The sequence below is a fragment of the Cupriavidus sp. DF5525 genome (assembly GCF_040149425.2).
Taxonomy (GTDB): domain Bacteria; phylum Pseudomonadota; class Gammaproteobacteria; order Burkholderiales; family Burkholderiaceae; genus Cupriavidus; species Cupriavidus pickettii_A.
This window is the reverse complement of the sequence record NZ_CP168265.1, coordinates 1,969,554-1,988,289: the sequence shown is the minus strand read 5'-3', so window position 1 is coordinate 1,988,289 and position 18,736 is coordinate 1,969,554. Positions and strand designations below refer to the sequence as shown.

Sequence of the window (18,736 nt, the reverse complement as noted above, 5' to 3'; positions counted from 1 at the left end):
CGAGGAAAGATGTGATTAGAAAATGCCAGTGACGTTGTACTGCCGGCCGAAACACTTATCGGCCGGGTCGACCACGCGCGCATGCGCATCAGCACGGCTCTTAAAACTGCTGCAATGGCTCAGCGCCGTTCGGCGACGGGGCCAAGGACGATTCCCGAACGACGCGCCGCCAGCGTGCCAACTCAGCCTCCACGCGTGCGGCAAGCAGTTCAGGGCGGCCAGGCTCGGGTACCGCGCCATAGCTCTCGAAGCCTGCTTTAACCTCCGGATCCTTCAGAACTTCACCCAAAGCGTGGTTCAGTTCATCCACCTTCGTAGCGGGAGTTTCTGCAGGCGCGAATAGAGCGTACCACTGCGCCATTTCCATCCCCGCGACGCCGACTTCCGCAAGCGTCGGCACCTCTGGCAGGCCGGGAAGGCGTTGTGGAGCGGCGACCGCCAGTGCATGCAACTGGCCCGCGCGCAGCGGCCGATAAGCGGTAAGGAGACTGGAGAACATGAGCTGGGATCGTCCATCGATGGTCGATGCGATCGCGGGTGCGGCCCCCTCGAATGTGATACCGCGCATCGACGTGCCGGTGGCCAACTGGAACAACTCGGCAGCGAAGTGCGGCGGCGTCCCGTCGCCCGCGGAAGCATATCTGAGGCTTCGTGGCGCATGCTTCAGGCTGGCGATCAGTGTGTACAGGTCGGCCGGCGTCTGCGCGGGATTTCCTACCAGCAGTATCGGCGACGATCCGATCAGCCCTATCGGTGCGAAGCTGCCGACGGGATCGTACGCGACTTCCTGGAGCGCGGGATTCATCGCGTGGGTTCCGACATAGCCGAGCAACAGGGTCTGTCCATCTGGAAGCGCTCGTGCCACATACTCACAGGCTATCCCGCCGTTGGCGCCGGCACGGTTGTCTATGACCACCTCCTGCCCCAGCAGTCGCCCAAGCCGCGCGCCGATGAGGTGCGCCACCGCATCGTTGCCACCGCCGGCGCGCGTGGGCACGATGATCCGAAGGGGTTTTGGTCGCGATACCTGAGTTGCCTCACCTACCTGCTCTGGTCGCGAGAAAACATAGTCTGGCAGGTGAAGCTGGCCGTCCATGATCTTGCGGGCCGTGCGAACGAGTGCTGCACGGGTCACAATCGCCTCTTCGCCCTCACCTTCCAGTTCAACCTCCACCTCGATCCGTCCCGCTGGATGTAAGACCACCAATGCGTGGCGACCGGGCTGCCGACGGCATTCACTCGCCACCGTGCCCGGCAATGCGAATGCGCTGGCCACGCCGATGGCGCCCGTGACGGCATGAGACGCATGGCATTTGCGCGGCGTGAAGTAGCGCGACGTGATGCTATCCGGCGAGTCGCCGGGACTGACCAGCACGGGCTTTGGAATGACGCTCTCGGAAACATCGCCGAGTCCCATCATCTGTCCGGCCCGCAACCGCAGCGCCTCCAAGCGCTCGAGCAACGCGGCGTCATTGTCAAGTGTGGCCGGTGCCTCGCGCCCACTGACTCCAAGGTCGCGCGCCCGAACAATCATCAGGGGCATGGCCGCGTCGATGCAGGTCACCTCGATGCCATTGATCAGGTCGATGCGGTTGCCAGTGGGGAAAACCTTGCCGGTCACGGCGCCCCACGCGTCGAGGAAGTCGAGCAAGATCGGCGCCCCGGTGCCGGCGACGCCATCGATCCGGGTGTCGCCGTCGTAGCTGATCCGGCCTCCCGGCGTACGTACCGTCACGTCGATCCTGGCGCCGGTATTGACGTTGTGAACGCGCACGCGGGTGGATCCATGCTGGGCAGGGATTAGCCCCTGCTCGATGGCGAAAGGGGCAACGCCGGACAGCATATTGCCGCAGTTCGGCCGCGTGTCCACCGAGCAGTTGCCGACCCCGACCTGCGCGAACAGGTAGTCCAGGTCACACCCGGGTTGCGTGGATCGCGACACGATCGCGACCTTGCTGTTGAGCGTACTGCCACCGCCGACGCCATCGAGTTGCAGCGGGTCCGATGCGCCGATGGCGCCAATCAGCGCCTGGTCGCGCGCCTCGTCGCCTTCCGGTAGCCATTCCCGCAGGAAGAACGGCCCGCGTGAGGTGCCGGCGCGCATCAGCACGCAAGGTATGGTCTTGCTCATCTCAGTCCGCCTTCAGCTTTGCCGCGTGAACCACCGATTTCCACTTGACCTGCTCCTGCTGCATGAAGGTGCGCATTTGGCTAGTTGTCATGGCCGTAACTTCCGCGCCCTGGCCTTCCAGGCGCTGCGCCACGTTCTTGTCGGCAAGCGCCTGATTGAGCGCCTTGTTCAGCGCCTCGACGACTGGCGCCGGCGTGTTGGCCGGTGCAAAGATGGCGTACCACTGTGAGACGTCGACATCGTTGATACCTTGTTCCTTCAAGGTCGGCAGGTCCGGCATCAGCGCCGAGCGCCTGCTGCCCGCGATGCCAACGGCCTTCAGCTTGCCGTTCTTCAACTGCGGCAACGCGGTAAAAAGACTCGGAAACATCACTTGGGTCTGTCCGGCAACCGTGTCGTTGATCGCGGGAGCTGATCCCTTATAGGGCACATGAAGCATGTTTGTGCCGGTGGAGAGCTTGAACATTTCGGCCGCAAAGTGAGGGGCTGTCCCATTGCCGGCAGAGGCGTAGCTGAGCTTCCCCGGTGCCGCCTTGAGCAACGCCACCACCGTCTTTGCGTCGGTCGCCTTCAGACTTGGATTGACCACCATCACGGTTGCCGAAGAACCGACCATGCCGACCGGCACGAAATCCTTGACCGGGTCATAGCGTAGCGTCTGCAGCGCGGGATTCATCGCGTGCGTGGCCACGTAGCCGAGCAGCAGCGTGTAACCATCGGGGGGTGCGCGCATCACGAACTCGCTTGCAATTGCCCCGTTGGCTCCCGCCTTGTTGTCCACCACGATTGTTTGCTTGAGGATCGACGACATGGCCTGGCCGACCACGCGCGCCATGGCGTCGTTGGCGCCTCCCGCCGCAGTGGGCACGACCAGTGTGATTCGCTTTTCCGGGTAGGCCCCCAGGGCGCCAGTACTCCCGAGCGCCGCCGCGATGACAAGGCTGCCGAGGAAAAGTCGCTTGGTTGATTGCATCTGTCTGCTCCGTCTAATGTCGTTCTGTCGTCGGCCTGCCCGGCCGCATACGCATGGTCGTCGTTTCCCGCTATTTAGTGAATTGAGTTTTTAGGATCAATTGATGCACACTGAGCATCAGTGACAATGCACGGAGAAAACACCGATGACCATCAACTTCAACCTCAACGATCTGCAGGCATTTCGCGCGGTGGCCGAACTGAACAGTTTCCGCAAGGCGGCCGCCTCCCTCAATGTGTCCCAGCCCGCCTTCAGCCGACGCATCGACAAGCTTGAAGAGGCGCTGGGTGTGCGCTTACTGGACCGCACCACCCGGCGTGTGAGTTTGACGACTGTCGGTCGGGAGTTCGACCGGAAGGTGAAGGAGATACTCGACCAACTGGACGAGACGCTGCTTGGCATACGGGGCGTGACGACCACTCGCATGGGAGAAGTGACCATTGCTTGCGTACCGTCCACGGTCTATTACTTCCTGTCGCAGGTCATCTCGCGCTACCACGCGCAGTATCCAAAGATCCGAGTCAAAATCCTGGATGCCAGCGCGAACGAGGTGCTGTCAGCGGTGTCGCGCAGCGAAGCGGACTTCGGGATCAACTTCGTGGGGGGACAGGAGCCGGATATCGAGTTCAGCCCTTTGCTGGAGGAACGGTTCGTCGCAGCCTGCCGCCGCGATCATCCGATCGCGAAGCGGCGGCACGTGACTTGGGCAGACCTCGCCGAATATGACTACATCTCGGTCAGCAAGGCCTCCGGCAACCGCCTGCTCCTGGATCAGGCGCTGTCCAACGTGTCAGGATTGCCGCAGAGCATCTATGAGACCCAGCACGTCACCACGACTCTGGGCTTAGTGGAAGCCGGCCTTGGCATCGCCGCGGTGCCATCAATCGCCATGCCGGGCCCGGACCACCCCCTGCTCGTTAGCGTTCCGCTGACCGACCCTGTCGTTACGCGCAAGATCGGGCTGATACGTCGCAAGAGCCGCTCCCTGACGCCTGCAGCGCAGCAGTTATACGACTTCCTTAGCGAGATAAAGTCAGGGCGTCGCAAAGCTGGCGGCCGCCGGCGCGGCGGGTAACGGTGGCGATGCTGCAGTTTGCCGCGGGGCTGGCCCCGAGTCCCGTTTTCGGCAAACTCTGCTCGACCGCTTCGGCTAAGAGATGGCAGTCAGCGTGGCGACCAGCGTGTCCGATCCGCTGCCGGTCCGCGTCAGCGGCATCAATTCTCGCTGGCGCCAGTTCAGTGAAGGGCTCAGGCTGGATAATGCGCACCGACGCCAGGTAGATCGCACGGCCGTCTTGAAGGAATAGCCGGTCGTAAGCGCCAGCGCCACCACGCCTTCCTGGGCGGGCCGCACCTCCAAGGGTAGCAACCTAGCGCCGGCTCGACAGCACCCGGTCGACCATCACACCGGCTTGCCCCAAATTGTTGCTTGGATCGCACATCGCCTCGAGTTGGTTGCGCGACACGTGGCGGCTGATTTCGGGATGGGCCGCGAGAATGTCGATCAGCTGCCGGTTGCCGGTGATGGCCTCGCGGCAAAGGTCATAGACGAGATCATGCGCGTACTCGCGGCCAATGTACGGCCCGAGACCCATCATTACCGCCTCGGACATCACCAGCCCGTGCGTGATGTCTATATTTGCCCGCATGCGATCGGCGTCGACCTCCAATCCCTGCAACACGAACTTCGCCTGCTTCAAGGCGCCGGAAATCAGGCAGAAGATCTCTGGCAGCGATACCCATTCGATCTCCCACGGCCCGGTGGAACGCTCGTGGTCGGCGACCATGGCGTCCATCAGGGCAGCCGCGTGCTGTCGCGCCACCGAGATGTTGGCGTGGATGTACAGACACGAGATCGGATTGCGCTTCTGCGGCATGGTTGACGAAGAGCCGCGCCCCGGCGCGAATGGCTCGAACACCTCCGCGACCTCCGTCTGCATCATCAGCTTTACGTCCATGGCGATCTTGCCGAGGGAGCCGCCGACGAGTCCGAGAAAGGCCCCGACTTCGGCGATAGTATCGCGCACCGTGTGCCAGGAAATCAGCGGTTGCGCCAGCCCCAGCTCCTTCATCAGCTCCGCCTGTGTTTCCATGGCGCCCGTCTGCAGCGAGGACAACGTACCTGACGCCCCACCAAACTCCCCCATCAGCACACGCGGCTTAAGTTGCTGCAGCCGCTCGCGATGGCGATCGATCCCGGCGAGAATGCTGGCCATCTTATAGCCAAAGGTAATGGGCGTGGCCTGCTGCAGGTTGGACCGGCCAATCACCGGCGTGTCGCGATACTTCTTCGCCAGCGTTGCGAGCGCGTCGGCGATCTCGTCGAGATCCGATTCGATAAGTGCGAGCCCCTCGCGCATCTGCAACACTGCCGCGGTGTCGGTAATGTCCTGGGTAGTGGCGCCCCAGTGGCAGAACTCGCCGAGTCCGTCCCGGCAGTTTTCATTGATCTGGTTGACCACCGCAATGATCGGATAACCGATCTGCTCGGTCTTGGCCTTGAGCTTCACCCAGTCTATCTGCGAGAGCTCACAGTTCCGGACGATCTCGTCGGCCGCTTCCTTCGGGATGATGCCAAGCTCACCCTGCACCTTTGCCAGCGCACGTTCAATGTCCAGGTACTTCGCGGTTCGGTTTTCGTCGGACCACACCTCGCGCATGCGCACGTCGCTGAACATGTCGCCAAAGATGCGCGAGTCGATGATGGTGGAAGCCATAGTGTTTTACCTCTCCGTCAATGTCAGATGTATCGTCGCCCGCCAGGCGACTGTCACACAACGCTGTCCGCGTGCATCGCCGCGATTTCGTGGGGCCCATATCCAAGCTCCGCGAGAATAGCGTCGGTGTGCTGGCCCAGTGCCGGTATCGGGTCCATGCGCGGCCCTTCGTTCCATGTACCCGGCGGCAATAGTGCTGGCAGTGCACCCTTGGGCGAGTCAACTTCGGTCCAGCGGCCGCGCGCCCTGAGTTGCGGGTGCTCCCAGACGCCCTGCATGTCGTTGACCTGGGCATTCGCGGTCTGCGCCAACTCCAGTCGCTCCACCACTTGCGTACCAGTCAGGGATGCAAAGGCATCCACGATGATCTGCCGCAACGCCGTGCGTTCGGCCACGCGTTTGGAATTTGAGCTAAAGCGCGGGTCTTCGATGAGTTCGGGCCGCTGGAGCACTTTCCGGCAGAAGCTCGCCCACTCCCGCTCGTTCTGCAGCCCCAACATCACTGTGACGCCGTCTCCAGCCGGAAAAGGCCCGTACGGATAGATGGTCGCGTGGCTTGCACCGGTCCGCGGCGGCGGCGCCGCGCCGTCGAATGCGTAGTAGAGGGGATAAGAGTTCCATTCCGTCAGCGACTCGAACATCGAGATGTCAATGCGCTGGCCACGTCCGGTCTGGCTGCGCTGCAGCAGCGCAGCCAGGATGTTGGTGTAGGCGTACATGCCGGCGGCAATATCGGCGATCGAAGGGCCAGCCTTGCAGGGCACTTCCGGCGTTCCCGTCACCGACACGAAGCCAGCTTCGCTCTGGACCAGGAGGTCATAGGCCTTCTTGTCGCGGTACGGCCCGGGATGCTCAGGATCGTCGCCATAGCCCGAGATGTCGCAGACGATCAATTCGGGCTTGACCACGGAGAGCCTGTCGTAGCCTAGTCCAAGACGCGCTGCCGCGCCCGGCGCGAGGTTCTGCACCACCACGTCCGCCTTCTCCTCGATCAGGCGCGTTAGTACGCCCGCTGCTGCCGGATGCTTGACGTCGAGCGTCAGGCTTTCCTTCGAGCGATTGGTCCAGACGAAATGCGACGCCATGCCGCGAACGCGTTCGTCGTACCCGCGAGCGAAGTCGCCGACGCCCGGCCGCTCGATCTTGATGACACGCGCACCGAGGTCGGCAAGCTGGCGCGTGGCGAACGGCGCCGCGATAGCGTGTTCGAAGGTGACGACAGTCAGGTCTTTGAGGGGTTGCATCATCCTTTCCCGTAAGGCAAATCAGCGAAGAACCGCGGTGGCGTCCATGGTCAACCAGCCCTCATGATCGGACGCCCACAAGCGAATAGTCTTGCCGTCCGCCTGCGGTTGCCCGCTGACCTGGAACGGATGCAGGTCGAAGGTCGGGCGTACCGCGCGGAAGCGAAAGCTCGCCACGTCGGCCTGGGGCAACTCTCGCCGCAGCAGATCCAGCAGCAGCGTGGCGATCAACGGGCCATGGACGATCAGCCCAGGGTAGCCCTCGACCTCGGTCACGTAGCGGCGGTCATAGTGGATACGGTGCCCATTGAAGGTCAGCGCCGAATAGCGGAACAGCAGGACATCGTCCGGCACGATCTGGCGCTGCCACGCTGCTTCCGCCAGCGCGGCCTGGGGCGGGGCCGGCACATCGCCTGATTGCTGTGCTTCGCGGTAGACGATGTCGTGGAACTCCACCAAGGCCGGTTCCGCAGCCCCTTCCGCGCACACCTCGTGACGGACCTTGACGAACACCAGTTTGCCAGTCCGCCCCTCCTTGCTGGAGACGTCATCGATCGTCGAGGTCCGCAGGATTCGGTCGCCCACCCGTAGAGGAGCGCGGAACTCGAACTGGCCCCCGGCCCACATCCGTCGCGGCAGCGGCACGGGAGGCAGGAACCCCCCGCGCCTGGCATGGCCGTCCGGCCCGATCTCGCTCTGGCGATGCATGGGCAAGAAGTAGAGCCAATGCCACAGTGGCGGCAGTGGGGTGCCCGCCGGTTGCGCTGCCGCCGGATAATCCAGCGTTGCCCGCAGCGCCGCGACCGGTGCGGCGATAACCGTATCCTCCCGCTGCTCGCTGCGTCCGATCCATGTCTTAGGGTCGATTGCCTGTTCTTCCACTGATGACTCCTTGCTTTATGTGCTTGCCCGGCCATGCTTACACCAGATTGTGAGTGCGCGCGCCGGCGGAGGGAATTGCCTAGTTATGATGTATTGATGCAGGATGCGCATTGAATCGCCGGGTCGGCAAGCCCATCCGCCAGCGCGACGGCTCGCGTCACTCAGAAGCGGTGTCGCAATCCAATACCGCCGCCTACTTTGCTACCCTTGACGCCCATGAATGCGGGCAGCGCGTAGCCACCGTTGATGCGGTTAAAATCAACCTCGGCGTAGATGTCCGTGCGCTTCGAAAGGTTGTAGTCGGCGACGCCGGTCACCATGATGCGGCTGCCGGAGGCATTGCGCTGCCGGTCGTAGTGCGACGCCACCGAGAGCGTAAGGGCCGGCGTGGCCGACACCGCGAAGCCACCGGTAAATACGTCATTGCGGGTTGGACTCACGTCGAATCGATTGTTCAGATAGCCGAAGGTCAGCTTGACTATCCCCCACTGGTAGTTGCCGCCCAGGCCCCACACCTTTCTCGCCTCGGGCGTCGTCAGCGCATTGGCCTGCTGCCAGAAGCCACCGAGGTCCACTGGACCCTGCTTATAGCCCAGCGAGACGCCATAACTGGAGCTGCGCTTCATATGGCCGGCCACCTCGCCAAAGGTATAGTGCGCGCCCGCCGATAGCGCGCCCCATTGCCCAAAGTACTTGGCCATGTTGTCCTGGCGCGGCCCCGTATAGCCGTTGAGGATAGTAACGGCGTCCAGATTCGGATGCCCATTCGGCTGGAAACGCGACGTGGCATCGTAGGCCGTGGTGAACTGCCGGCCAAAGGTCATTTTGCCGAGGGTGTCGTGGTTCAGCCCCACCCAGGCCTGCCGACCGAACAAGCGTCCCTGTCCGCCCGTGCTTTGCTGACCGTAGTTTGCCGTTGCGGTACCCTGCGACGATATCCCAGTCGTCGGATCAAAGCCGCTTTCCAGATTAAAAATGGCGGACAGACCGCCCCCGAGCGCCTCGTTGCCGCGCATGCCCCAGCGCGAGCCGTTGAAGTACCCGTCGGTCAATTCGGCCAAGTTGTTGTCGCCCGCATTATTGTTCGAATAGCGGACCGTGGTATCGATAATGCCGTACAGGTTGACCCCGGACGAGGTCTGCGCCTGAACGGCACCAGTGATGACGAAACCAAGGACGGCTCCCGCCGCCAGCTTCCTGTTTACCCGGTTCCCCCGCGCCAGCTTGATATTCATTCAATCTCCCCATGGCTTGTTTTGGTATTTCGCCCCGCCCTTGCGGCCGCGCAAACGACGGATGGCGACTCGAAGCCAGTTTGTAGGGATCAACGGAAAATGGGAATTGCAATGTTTCGATGAATTGATGCGGTTTACGCATCAACATCAGATGTCTTACGTGTAGAAGCAGATGGTGCCCATCATGAGGGTTGGCCGGCTTCGCCAGCGCCGGCCGTTACCACCGAGCTACATCAGGTGCGGCATGAGGCGCAACTGGCCATGGACTGCGCCGAGGCGACCGTCACGCTTTCGACCGAGCAGGGGTTTCCGCTTCACCTGGCGTGGGGAACTATCTTTCAGGGCCGGGCGCTGGCCTCGCTCGGACATGGCGAGGAAGGAATTGCCCTAATACGTCGTGGCCTGACCGCCTATCAGGCCACGGGCGCACAACTCGGAAGGTCATACTTTCTGGCCCTGCTGGCCGAAACCTATGGGAACGCGGGGCAAGCCGAGGCAGGCCAGAATACGCTGGTCGAGGCAATGGCCATGCTGAACAGAACCGGGGAACGCTACTACGAAGCGGAGCTGCATCGACTCAAAGGTGAACTGCTGGTTCATGAGCCAAGCGCTCGGACCGATGGATCCACGGGCGACGACACGGCGGAAGTGTGTTTTCACAAAGCCATCGCAGTGGCGCGCCACCAACGTGCCAAGTCGCTGGAGCTGCGAGCGGCGCTGAGCTTGGCTCGGCTTTGGCAACGACAGGGCAAGACGGCAGCGCGGCAGATGCTTGCCGAAATTCGCGGCTCCTTCACGGAAGGCTTCGACACCGCTGACTTGTGGCAAGCCAAGGGGCTACTTGAGCGGCTGTGACGAGCAGCTACGTCGGGGCCCGTTCACGCTAGTAGCAGGTCTTCATACGGCAATTTCCGTGGCCGTCCGCTGATGGCAGCGCAGCTCGACAAACTCCTCCTCTCGCACGAAGATGTCTGGATGCCAAAGCACGACGAACTCACATAATGGGTCAAAGCCAAATGCCACTGTGAAGCCCAGTTCGCGCTGCGATTTCCTCTCGGATTCGCATAGCAGCACAAGCGCGTAGGACTGAAGGATGAGGGACCAAAGAAGCTGGTCCCTCGCACCTGAATCCTCCTGCGGACGGCAACCCGAGGGCAGGTCTCCACGTAGACCGTGGCGGTGGCCTGCTGCCGCCATTCATCCCTCGTCAGTCTCTCGTCTTTTTGTCTTCTCGCGGCAGCGGGAAAGATACCGGCAAGGTATTCGCTTTCCCTTCTCCTAGCACTCTGCGATGGCAGGGAACACGCCGAAGACAGTGTCTATTGCGGAGCGCCCTTTTGCGCACGCTGCTCATCCTTGGTCACATCCCCCGCAGCCCAGTGCGTGGCTGGCACTTCGCACGCAATGACGCGTACGCTTTCAAGCGGTACCCCGAGGGTCTCGTGAACTGTATTCGCGATGCCTTTGATGCAATGCTTGACGAGCTCATCGGGACGACCTTTGACCATGGTAATTTGAATGATCGGCATTACGGTTCTCCAAGTGAAATGGAATGAAAATGTGACCGGCCCTGGTGCATCATTTCTGGATTGCCACCAGTCTTGGACCGCTCATATGTTGGGGGGGCGATCTCGATCGTAGCGCGTAGCCCCCACGCTCACGCGCTCACCCTTTGGGCCTTGTTGCGCCGCGAACAAGCGCTCGCGACTTTTTTCGTAGCATCGTTTCAGAAGACGTGACGCAGGCCGAGAACCATACCGAGCCACGAGGCGGACCGACTCCCAGTTGCATACCCGCGCGCCCTCGACAAACTTGCTTGCGCTCACACCACCATCGGATTCAGAGCACCATCCATGGTGACCAACGCCGCAGTCACGTAGCTTGCGCAATTCGACGCGAGGAATAGGCGCAACTTCTTCCGGGCGGGCGTACCTGCCGAGCGGGATCCGATCCTCGTTCGCCTTTAGCAGTTCAGCCTCGGACTTTCCAGTAAGCCTGGATTCGGTTTCCAGCGCATTCTTGACCCGGTCGGTATTGGTGGCGCCGGGATTATTGATCTTTCCGTAAATCATGACATCACCACAAGCTCGCCTGAATCCAGCAGGCAGTGATGATCGAGGGTCGGTGTTGTGCACCTTTGAGCTTGTTGCGGGCGGTGGTGCGCAGCTCGTCGAGGTTCTTGGGACAGAAGTTCGCGATCGCATGCCGTTTGAGCCAGGCCCACAGGTACTCAACCGGATTGAGCTCGGGACAGTACGGTGGCAGGAAGGTCATTTGGATATGCCCCTCGAGGGAATCGAGGTATTGGCGGACCATCGCAGAGCGATGCGGTCGGGCACCATCCCAGATGATCAGCAGCGGCTGCTCGAGGTGCGCTTTGAGCGCCTTGAGAAACTCGACCACCTGCTCCTTCTTGACGCTGCCTTCGTACAACCGAAACAGGTAATTGGTGCGACTCAGGCCGGCGATCACCGACACGTGGTTCCAGTTGAAGTGAAACTGGATAACCGGCGTTTGCCCCTTCAGCGCCCAGGTCCGCACCCGAGTGGGGCGTTCGCTGATACCGGATTCGTCGATGAAGACGATCAATCGGCCTTCGCGCCGGGCTTTTTTTTAAGCGCCGGCCAGGTGCGCTGCTTCCACTGGCGTACAGCCTCTTCGTCGCGCTCGATCGCGCGGCGCTCAGGCTTTTGCACGCTGAAACCCAGGGTCCCAAGGATGCGCCAGACTTGCGTTTGTCCGAACTCGACACCGTACATGCGCTTGATGAGCGCACCCACGCGCTTGAGCGTCCATAGCTCGGTGCCAAAGCCGTGTTCGGTCGGGTTTTGTAGTAGCGCCTTGCGCAGTCCGGCGAGTTGCTCCGGTTCCAGTCTGGCCGGGCGACCTCGACCTGGCACGGCCCGTAGCGCATCGATTCCGCCTTCATCGAGCAAGCCCTTCCATGTGTACACGGTCTGTCGGGCTACCCCCACGGCCAACGCCACCTCTGCCGGACGCTTGCCCGCCAATAGCATCCGGCCAGCCCGCAAGCGTTTCTTCGTTGCATCGTCCAACGGCTTCTTCGTCATCGCACGCATCTCCAACCATTCCGTTAGTGAGATAACGCGCCAGCAAAGAATCGGTTGTCATGTTTTACGGAAATCTCAATAATAGCCCCAAAACCGGCTTCAACTGACCTTGGCTGCGTACTCCTTCCATCCCGGCGCATCACGCAGCTGAGCGCGCTTGCGGGCTCGGTCTTCCATGCTGTCGTAGGCCCACAGGTGGATGACTTGATGCAGCACGCCCGTGTCCGGCGAAGAGTGTCCGAGCAAGTGCAGGACTTGCGTCTGAATCGGTGCGCCCTCCCGCTCGTAGAGCGAGAGGTATTCCTTCATGTGCTCGGGCTTGATCGTGTAGAGGCGTTCTCGACGATCATGGCAATCAGTGGGCCACCTGGGCTGCCTCGAACGGCATCCCCTGGACGGCCTCCGGATTGTGAACGTTGATCGGCGAGCCTACGTCAAAGGCCAGCACCTGCTTGAACGCATTGCCGTAGGCGATCTCGTGGTTGTCGATTTCCACGTAACCAATGTGAGGCGTGCAAAGCGCATTCGGCAACGACAGCAGCGGGTCGGCGGCGCCGGTGACCGGTTCGTTCTCGAACACGTCGACGGCGGCCATGCCGGGGTGGCCAGCCTTCAGCGCCGCGGCCAGCACGCCAGGGGCGATCAGCTCAGCCCGGCTCGTGTTGACCAGGAGCGCGGTGGGCTTCATCCGCGCGAGGTCTTCGGGGGTCACGAAGCCCCGCGTCTCGTCGTTCAGCCGCACGTGCAGCGTCAGCACGTCGGATTCGGCAAAGAACGCCTCGCGGCTTGCGGCAACAGCGTGTCCGTCCTTGATGGCCTGGTCGAGGTAGCGGTCCCACACCAGCACTTTCATCTCGAAGGCTTTGGCGTAGTTGGCAATGACCTTACCGATGCGCCCATAGCCCATGATGCCCAGGGTGCGCCCGCGCAGCCCGCGCCCGATGGATGATTGCCAGGTTCCGTTCTTCAACGCATGGGCCTCGAAGGGGATATGGCGCATGGCGGCAATGATGAGCCCCCAGGTCAGTTCAGCCGCCGCATAGGAAGGGCGCGACGTGAGCGCGGAGCACACAGCCACGCCATGCCGGGTGCAAGCATCCAGGTCGATGTGCGGCACGTGTCCGTTCTGACTGATGAGCTTGAGCCCCGGCAACCGGCTCAGCAACGCCTCGTCGATCACCGTGCGCTCGCGCAGCAGCACCAGCGCATCTGCTTCCTGCACGCGCCGGGTCAGCGCGTCGAGGTCGGCGATGTGCTCGTTGAGAATGGAAACTTCGTGCCCTTGCAGGCTCCGGAAGCAGTCCAGATGGCGGACGATGTCCGCATAGTCATCGAGAATAGCGATCTTCATGGAAATATCCTCAGGCGTTGGATGGCAGGTCGGCCACGGGGCAGCCTTCCTCAATGAGCTTGCATTTGCGGGCCTCGGCGGCGGCCTTCTTCTCCGCCAGCACGAGCACTTCTTCGGCCCTTGCGCGCGGGATGAAGCACACGCCCGTGTCGTCAGCCAGCACGATGTCGCCCGGAGAGACCCGAATGCCGCCGATCTCCACGTCGCCGTTGATCTCGACGGTTTCGATGCGCCACTTGCCCGTGACCGGCGAAATCTCCGTCGCCCAGAGCGGGTAGCCCACGCTTCTAGAGTGCCCAATGTCGCGGATCGCGCCGCTGACGATGGCGCCTGCCTCACCTTGCCGCTTTCCTGTCTGGGCTGAGATGCCGCCCATGTTGGAGACGCCGGTCACGCCATCAATGACAACCACGTCGCCCGGCAAGGCGAGGTTGTGCGCCTCGAACTCGGCCATGCGGTTCGCATGCTTACGAGCCGACTCATAAGGGTGCTCGCGCAGCATGATGTTGCGCACCGTCAAAGCCGGGCCGACGATGCACGCGCCCGCGATCGTGGGAACGAACTGCGAAGCCCCCTGCGCCCCCGTGATGCCCAGCTCGTCCAGGATGTCCGAGACGACGCTGCTCGCATCGCCGAGCGCCTTGAAGCGCTCGACCAGCCCTTCAGGCGGGCGCGGCACCTCCATCAGCCCGATGCGTTCGCGGGCAATTTTTCCTGTCAGTTTTTTGTCGCTCATAAACAGTCCTTCCTCAGTTCTCAAGTCCTTGCTTGACCATCCAGTTGCGCACCAGCCGGGCCACGTCGTCGCTGTTGCGGTCCATCATTACCATGTGGCTGTTGCCGCGGATGCCCAGTGTGGGCAGATCGATCGTGTCGGCCGTGCCGCCTGCGTTGCGGATGGCGTTGGTGTATGTCTCGACCGTGTTGCGGGACCGCGTCCACAGTGCGCTCTCAGACACGTAGTCGCCCCACACGGTCAGATGCGGGATGTGCTTGACGCGGGCCGGGTCTTCCTTGGCTGGGTCGATAGCGGACACCGGTTCGATCAGCACCACTGCCTTGACCTTGTCCGGCGCATGCTGCGCCGCCGTGTACACGAACTGGCCGGCCTGGCTATGGCCCATGATCACGCAGGGGCACACCCGCTGCACCAGCTCGTCGTAGGCTTTCTGGATCCACGCATCGCTGCTGCTCCAGCGCGCGACGAATTGCTTGGTGAACTGGTCGATCTGCGCCACCGGGAACTGCACACCCGGGTAGGTTTTCTGCTTGCCGACGTTCGCCGAGTACCCACCGGCAGGGCCGAAGCGGAAGATGTCCCAGGCCTGGTCGATGGTGCGGTGCTCGGGTTCGCTGGGATTGATCTCCGGATAGCGCGCCCACGAAGCACGGCCACGCTCCACGGCATCGGAGACGAAGGTGTCGTAGCCCGCTTGCATGAAATACTCGTGCCAGCCGGAGCGTCCGTCGGGCGTGGTCTCCCACGTCACGCCGGAGAGCCCACCGCCGTGCCACAGCAGCAGCGGCACCTTGGCGCGCGGCGACGCGAGCGTGAACTGCTGCACGTATAACTGCCCGACTTGGTAGTCGCCATTCGGATCGGATTTGCGGATCGGCGCCTGTGGATTGGTACGGATCTCCTTGACCGGCAGGCCGCTCAGCGTCTTGCGTTCGCCGCCGATGTGGTAGCCGCGCACGCTCTTGAGCGCGATGGCGTCCTCCTGCCCACGCGGCGCTCCTGCACAACCGGCAAGCACCGCGACCGACATGGCCAGTATTCCTATTGAGCATTTCATGAATCTCTCCCCCGGTCTAATTGATCTGCACATTGGCCTTCTTGATGAGTTCGGCCCAGCGCCTGATCTCGCTTTGCATGAACTGTGTCAGTTCTTGAGGCGAGCTGCCGACCACTTCGATGCCGGAACTTGCACCGAGCCTGTCGCGAACTTCGGGGGTCTTGAGTAGCTTGACGATCTCCGTGTTCAGACGGTCGAGAATCACTTTGGGAGTGCCTTTGGGCGCATACACGGCCTGCCAGGCCGCTACCTGAAAGCCCTTGACGCCGGCTTCCTCCATCGTCGGCGTGTCTGGCGCTGCGGCAGTACGCTTGGGCGTCGTCACGGCAAGCAGCCTGAGCTTGCCCGCGTTGACGAGTGGGACACCGGCAGTCAACTGATCGAACAGAAACGCGACCCGGCCGCCCGCCACGTCCTGCAATGCCTCTGGCTGCCCCCGGTAGGGCACATGCGTAAGCGGCACGCCGATCAGATCGGCGAAAAGCTCGCCCGCCAGATGCGTGGACGACCCCACACCCGGAGACGCGAACGTGCGCATGGCCGGATCCTTCCTGATCAGTGCGATGAGGTCCTGTACCGAGCGAACCGGCAGTTGTGCATTGACGTACAACGCATTGGGGACCACCCCAACCAGCGTGATGGGCTCAAAGTCCTTGAGCGGGTCGTAGCCCAGGTCTTTGTAGAGCCCCGGATTAATGGCGTGAGTGCTGATCGTTCCGCCAAGCAACGTGTAGCCATCAGGATGAGCCTTCGCAACGAGACGAGCAGCGATCGCACCGGCAGCACCCGGCTTATTGTCCACGATCATCGGCTGACCAAGGGTCTTCGAGAGCCCCGTGCTGATCGCGCGTCCGACGATGTCGGTTGTTCCACCGGGCGTGAACGGCACGACATAGGTGATGGGCTTGGTAGGCCAAGCTTGTCCCGAACTCGGCGACGCCGTTTGGGCGCCGGCCACGAGTGGCTTCCATGCGAATGCGGCAGTTGTCAGTGCCGCAGTAAAGGTTCGTCTCTTCATTGAGGTCTCCGTGTTGGCTTTAATAGGTTGTGTTTTAGTGCATTACAGAGCGATTTGATTCATAATGCAAACAGTTATTTCTAATTAATTCAGCGACATTGCTTATGAATGTGACCATCCGACAGCTGCGTGCCTTTGTGCTCGTCGTGCAAAAAGGGAGCTTTACTGCTGCGGGGAACGCGATGCACTTGACGCAATCGGCGCTCAGCCAACTGGTTCGTGACCTGGAGACCGCATTGGGAACACAGCTCATTGACCGCACCACCCGCCGCACTAGTCCCACAGCGGTGGGGCAGGAGTTCTTCGCGAGTGCGCAACGCATCCTCAGCGAACTGGAACACGCTGTAGGCAACGTCGACAAGCTCTTGGCGCTGCAACGCGGTCGCGTCGTCATCGCCGCGCCGCTGATCCTGTCGAGCACCTTGCTGCCGAAGATCCTTGCGACATTCCGCAGCGAGCACCCAGGCGTCGATGCACTCGTGCTGGACTCCTTGACGGATCAGGTTCTGCCGAACGTCCGCTCTGGCATAGCGGATTTGGGCATCGGCACGTTCCGACGAACGGAGGACGACCTGTCCAGCGTTCTGCTCTTCTCAGAACCGCTTGTGGCTGTTTTTCCTCGGCGCCATGCGCTGGCGCGCCTGGGGCGGCTGACATGGCAGGATCTCAAAGGTTTTCCACTGCTGACTTTGCGCAGCGGAAGTGTTTTCAGGGAGCTGACGCAGGCTGGATTCGTTGCAGGGGAGTTGCCGTTCGAGCCCGCGCTGGAAGCAACCTACAGTGGCACGTTAATTGCTCTAGTGAAAGCTGGACTTGGCGTCGCCATCGTGCCCGCACACGCCTCAGAGCTGTTGGGTAATGCCAGCGTCGCATGGAAGCGGCTGGAAAAGCCTGTGATCGAACGCGACGTGCTGATGGTGCATCGAGCCGGCGTCGCGTTGTCGCCGGCGGCCAATGCGTTTGCGGAGCATCTTGTACGGTGCGTACATACAGAGTCCTGACGCCCAATGCTGACGGGCACGCAGCGTGATTGAACCGCACAACCACTTGAGGGGTGTCGACTGTCTTATGCCCAGGCTTCACCTCAATGATGCGAGAGCATCGTCGCCAACCGGTTGCGCGTAAGATTTCGACTCCGACTGGGAGCGCCTACTATATTTCGTGAATAGAGCGCCTGTCGAAAAGAAGGTACAAAAATGCAGATTGCCAGCGGACATTGGTATCCGCTGGCAGATCATGACAAAAAATAGATTAATTGCACGCAGCCATAACGCGCGACGGGCTGCCACTTCCTCCTTCGATTGGCAGCGCCCCAATAATCAACGTGCACTTTTTGGCTTTATGCGCGGCCAGTTCATCCAAATTTGCAATATTTTCGACAAACTTCCAGCCGCGCTGCAATCCTCTGACGTGGGAGTGGTAGGAGTGATTCCATTGATCGCCTTCGCCACGCTCCGTCTCGCCGCTGTCGATGCCGAGATTGTCTGTTGCTATTCCGTTTACTCGGATGCCATTTTGGTTTTCGATTTCAATCAATCGATCCAGCGCCGCCTTGCTAACACCGGGGAAGTTCCAACCATTCACAAATGGAGAAGTGTCCAGGTTTTGGTCGTTGAAGAACTTTCCCCAACCACTATTGACCACAATCCACGAATTATTCTTGATCTGACCTGCAACAGCGTCGATGTCGGAAACTGTGACATTGTTGCCGGAGTTTTCAGAGAAGTCGGTCCTCCTTCTATCGGGGCTTGGAACTCCGCCATTCTTGTCCAGCTCCTGTTGAATCCGCTTGCTGATGTCAATGAATACGATAGATCCGGTGAGATCCTTCAGCGTAAGCTCATTCTGAAACTTGGGCTTGACCGCGCCAGCTTCAAGGGTTGCCTGGGTGTTCACGTAGTGAGACGGAGCATCGATGTGCGTCCCATGATGCTCGGCGATCCGGAGTATGCCCCGATAGAAATGGCCACTGTCCATGGGGTTGACGCTTGGCACGAAGACAGCCTGAGGAAAGAAGCTCGGGATCGGTTTGCTTTCACCCAGCGGCTTCGTCAGATCGGCTTCGGTGGGCTTCCCAGGCAAGGGCTCGAAGGTCGGGATGGGGTATGTAAGATCGATGAACCGAGTCTCCTCCGCCTCTTCCGCGCTTGCTTGCGCATGGGAAGCGCCACAACCGGCAAGCATGATAGCTCCGGATGCAGCCAAGCCAAGGGCGATGATGGTGTGTAGTCTATTCATGAGTGTGACGGAAGATTGATTGGAAGATTATTTATATAAGGCGTGGGAATCACCGTGCGCGTTGAGAAAGGTTTTATGTC

At 61.4% G+C, this 18,736-nt stretch carries 18 protein-coding genes; 3 read left to right on the top strand and 15 right to left on the bottom strand.

Features of this window, described 5'->3' with window-relative positions:
- Positions 1–100 precede the first annotated feature (100 nt).
- A complete protein-coding gene (locus ABNX08_RS09430) occupies positions 101–2,131 on the bottom strand; it encodes a 4-oxalomesaconate tautomerase (RefSeq protein ID WP_022534944.1) in 2,031 nt (676 codons plus the stop codon).
- Position 2,132: 1 nt separating this feature from the next.
- Complete coding sequence (locus tag ABNX08_RS09425; protein WP_374063657.1) at positions 2,133–2,966, bottom strand: Bug family tripartite tricarboxylate transporter substrate binding protein; 834 nt, start codon at positions 2,964–2,966, stop codon at positions 2,133–2,135.
- Between the two features lie 283 nt (positions 2,967–3,249).
- On the opposite strand from ABNX08_RS09425, the gene ABNX08_RS09420 reads away from it, so the two are divergent.
- Entirely contained in the window at positions 3,250–4,179 is a 930-nt protein-coding gene (locus ABNX08_RS09420) for a LysR family transcriptional regulator (protein ID WP_022534942.1), read from the top strand.
- A 295-nt stretch (positions 4,180–4,474) separates the two neighbouring features.
- Here the strand turns inward: ABNX08_RS09420 and ABNX08_RS09415 are convergent, their stop codons facing one another.
- The 4 genes from ABNX08_RS09415 to ABNX08_RS09400 all read right to left on the bottom strand — a co-directional run bounded on the left by ABNX08_RS09415 (position 4,475) and on the right by ABNX08_RS09400 (position 9,182).
- Positions 4,475–5,821, bottom strand: a complete 1,347-nt coding sequence (locus ABNX08_RS09415) for an adenylosuccinate lyase family protein (RefSeq protein ID WP_022534940.1) — start codon at positions 5,819–5,821, stop codon at positions 4,475–4,477.
- A 53-nt stretch (positions 5,822–5,874) separates the two neighbouring features.
- Positions 5,875–7,065, bottom strand: a complete 1,191-nt coding sequence (locus ABNX08_RS09410) for a CaiB/BaiF CoA-transferase family protein (RefSeq protein ID WP_022534939.1) — start codon at positions 7,063–7,065, stop codon at positions 5,875–5,877.
- Between the two features lie 21 nt (positions 7,066–7,086).
- Entirely contained in the window at positions 7,087–7,947 is an 861-nt protein-coding gene (locus ABNX08_RS09405; protein ID WP_374063656.1) for a MaoC family dehydratase N-terminal domain-containing protein, read from the bottom strand.
- Between the two features lie 161 nt (positions 7,948–8,108).
- Positions 8,109–9,182 carry a porin gene (locus tag ABNX08_RS09400; protein WP_022534937.1) on the bottom strand — a complete coding sequence of 358 codons (1,074 nt, stop codon included), beginning with the start codon at positions 9,180–9,182 and terminating at the stop codon, positions 8,109–8,111.
- Between the two features lie 261 nt (positions 9,183–9,443).
- Between ABNX08_RS09400 and ABNX08_RS09395 the strand changes: the two genes are divergently transcribed.
- Positions 9,444–10,037 carry a hypothetical protein gene (locus ABNX08_RS09395; protein ID WP_041681034.1) on the top strand — a complete coding sequence of 198 codons (594 nt, stop codon included), beginning with the start codon at positions 9,444–9,446 and terminating at the stop codon, positions 10,035–10,037.
- Positions 10,038–10,501: 464 nt separating this feature from the next.
- Here the strand turns inward: ABNX08_RS09395 and ABNX08_RS09390 are convergent, their stop codons facing one another.
- The 8 genes from ABNX08_RS09390 to ABNX08_RS09355 form a co-directional block, all read right to left on the bottom strand.
- On the bottom strand, positions 10,502–10,711 hold the full coding sequence (locus ABNX08_RS09390; RefSeq protein ID WP_022534934.1) for a tautomerase family protein: 210 nt from the start codon (positions 10,709–10,711) through the stop codon (positions 10,502–10,504).
- An 81-nt stretch (positions 10,712–10,792) separates the two neighbouring features.
- A complete protein-coding gene (locus ABNX08_RS09385; RefSeq protein ID WP_349606940.1) occupies positions 10,793–11,254 on the bottom strand; it encodes a hypothetical protein in 462 nt (153 codons plus the stop codon).
- A 4-nt stretch (positions 11,255–11,258) separates the two neighbouring features.
- Positions 11,259–12,253, bottom strand: a protein-coding gene (locus ABNX08_RS09380) for an IS630 family transposase (RefSeq protein ID WP_349606938.1) whose coding sequence is annotated in 2 segments (ribosomal slippage) — positions 11,259–11,788 and positions 11,788–12,253 — 996 coding nt in all. Because the reading frame shifts where the segments join, the coding sequence is not laid out codon by codon here.
- A 99-nt stretch (positions 12,254–12,352) separates the two neighbouring features.
- On the bottom strand, positions 12,353–12,562 hold the full coding sequence (locus tag ABNX08_RS09375; protein WP_022534931.1) for an NIPSNAP family protein: 210 nt from the start codon (positions 12,560–12,562) through the stop codon (positions 12,353–12,355).
- Positions 12,563–12,608: 46 nt separating this feature from the next.
- Positions 12,609–13,604 (bottom strand): D-2-hydroxyacid dehydrogenase family protein, encoded by a 996-nt coding sequence (locus ABNX08_RS09370; RefSeq protein ID WP_022534930.1) that lies wholly within the window; start codon positions 13,602–13,604, stop codon positions 12,609–12,611.
- A gap of 10 nt (positions 13,605–13,614) precedes the next feature.
- Positions 13,615–14,340, bottom strand: coding sequence for an RraA family protein (locus ABNX08_RS09365; protein WP_022534929.1), 726 nt, complete (start codon positions 14,338–14,340; stop codon positions 13,615–13,617).
- 13 nt (positions 14,341–14,353) lie between these two features.
- Positions 14,354–15,400: an esterase gene (locus ABNX08_RS09360; RefSeq protein ID WP_041681032.1), complete on the bottom strand. Its 1,047-nt coding sequence runs from the start codon at positions 15,398–15,400 to the stop codon at positions 14,354–14,356.
- A gap of 16 nt (positions 15,401–15,416) precedes the next feature.
- Entirely contained in the window at positions 15,417–16,418 is a 1,002-nt protein-coding gene (locus tag ABNX08_RS09355) for a tripartite tricarboxylate transporter substrate binding protein (RefSeq protein WP_022534927.1), read from the bottom strand.
- 104 nt (positions 16,419–16,522) lie between these two features.
- On the opposite strand from ABNX08_RS09355, the gene ABNX08_RS09350 reads away from it, so the two are divergent.
- Positions 16,523–17,419: a LysR family transcriptional regulator gene (locus ABNX08_RS09350; protein WP_022534926.1), complete on the top strand. Its 897-nt coding sequence runs from the start codon at positions 16,523–16,525 to the stop codon at positions 17,417–17,419.
- Positions 17,420–17,669: 250 nt separating this feature from the next.
- Here ABNX08_RS09350 and ABNX08_RS09345 read toward each other — a convergent pair whose 3' ends face one another.
- Entirely contained in the window at positions 17,670–18,656 is a 987-nt protein-coding gene (locus tag ABNX08_RS09345; protein ID WP_349606934.1) for a cyclase family protein, read from the bottom strand.
- Positions 18,657–18,736 lie beyond the last annotated feature (80 nt).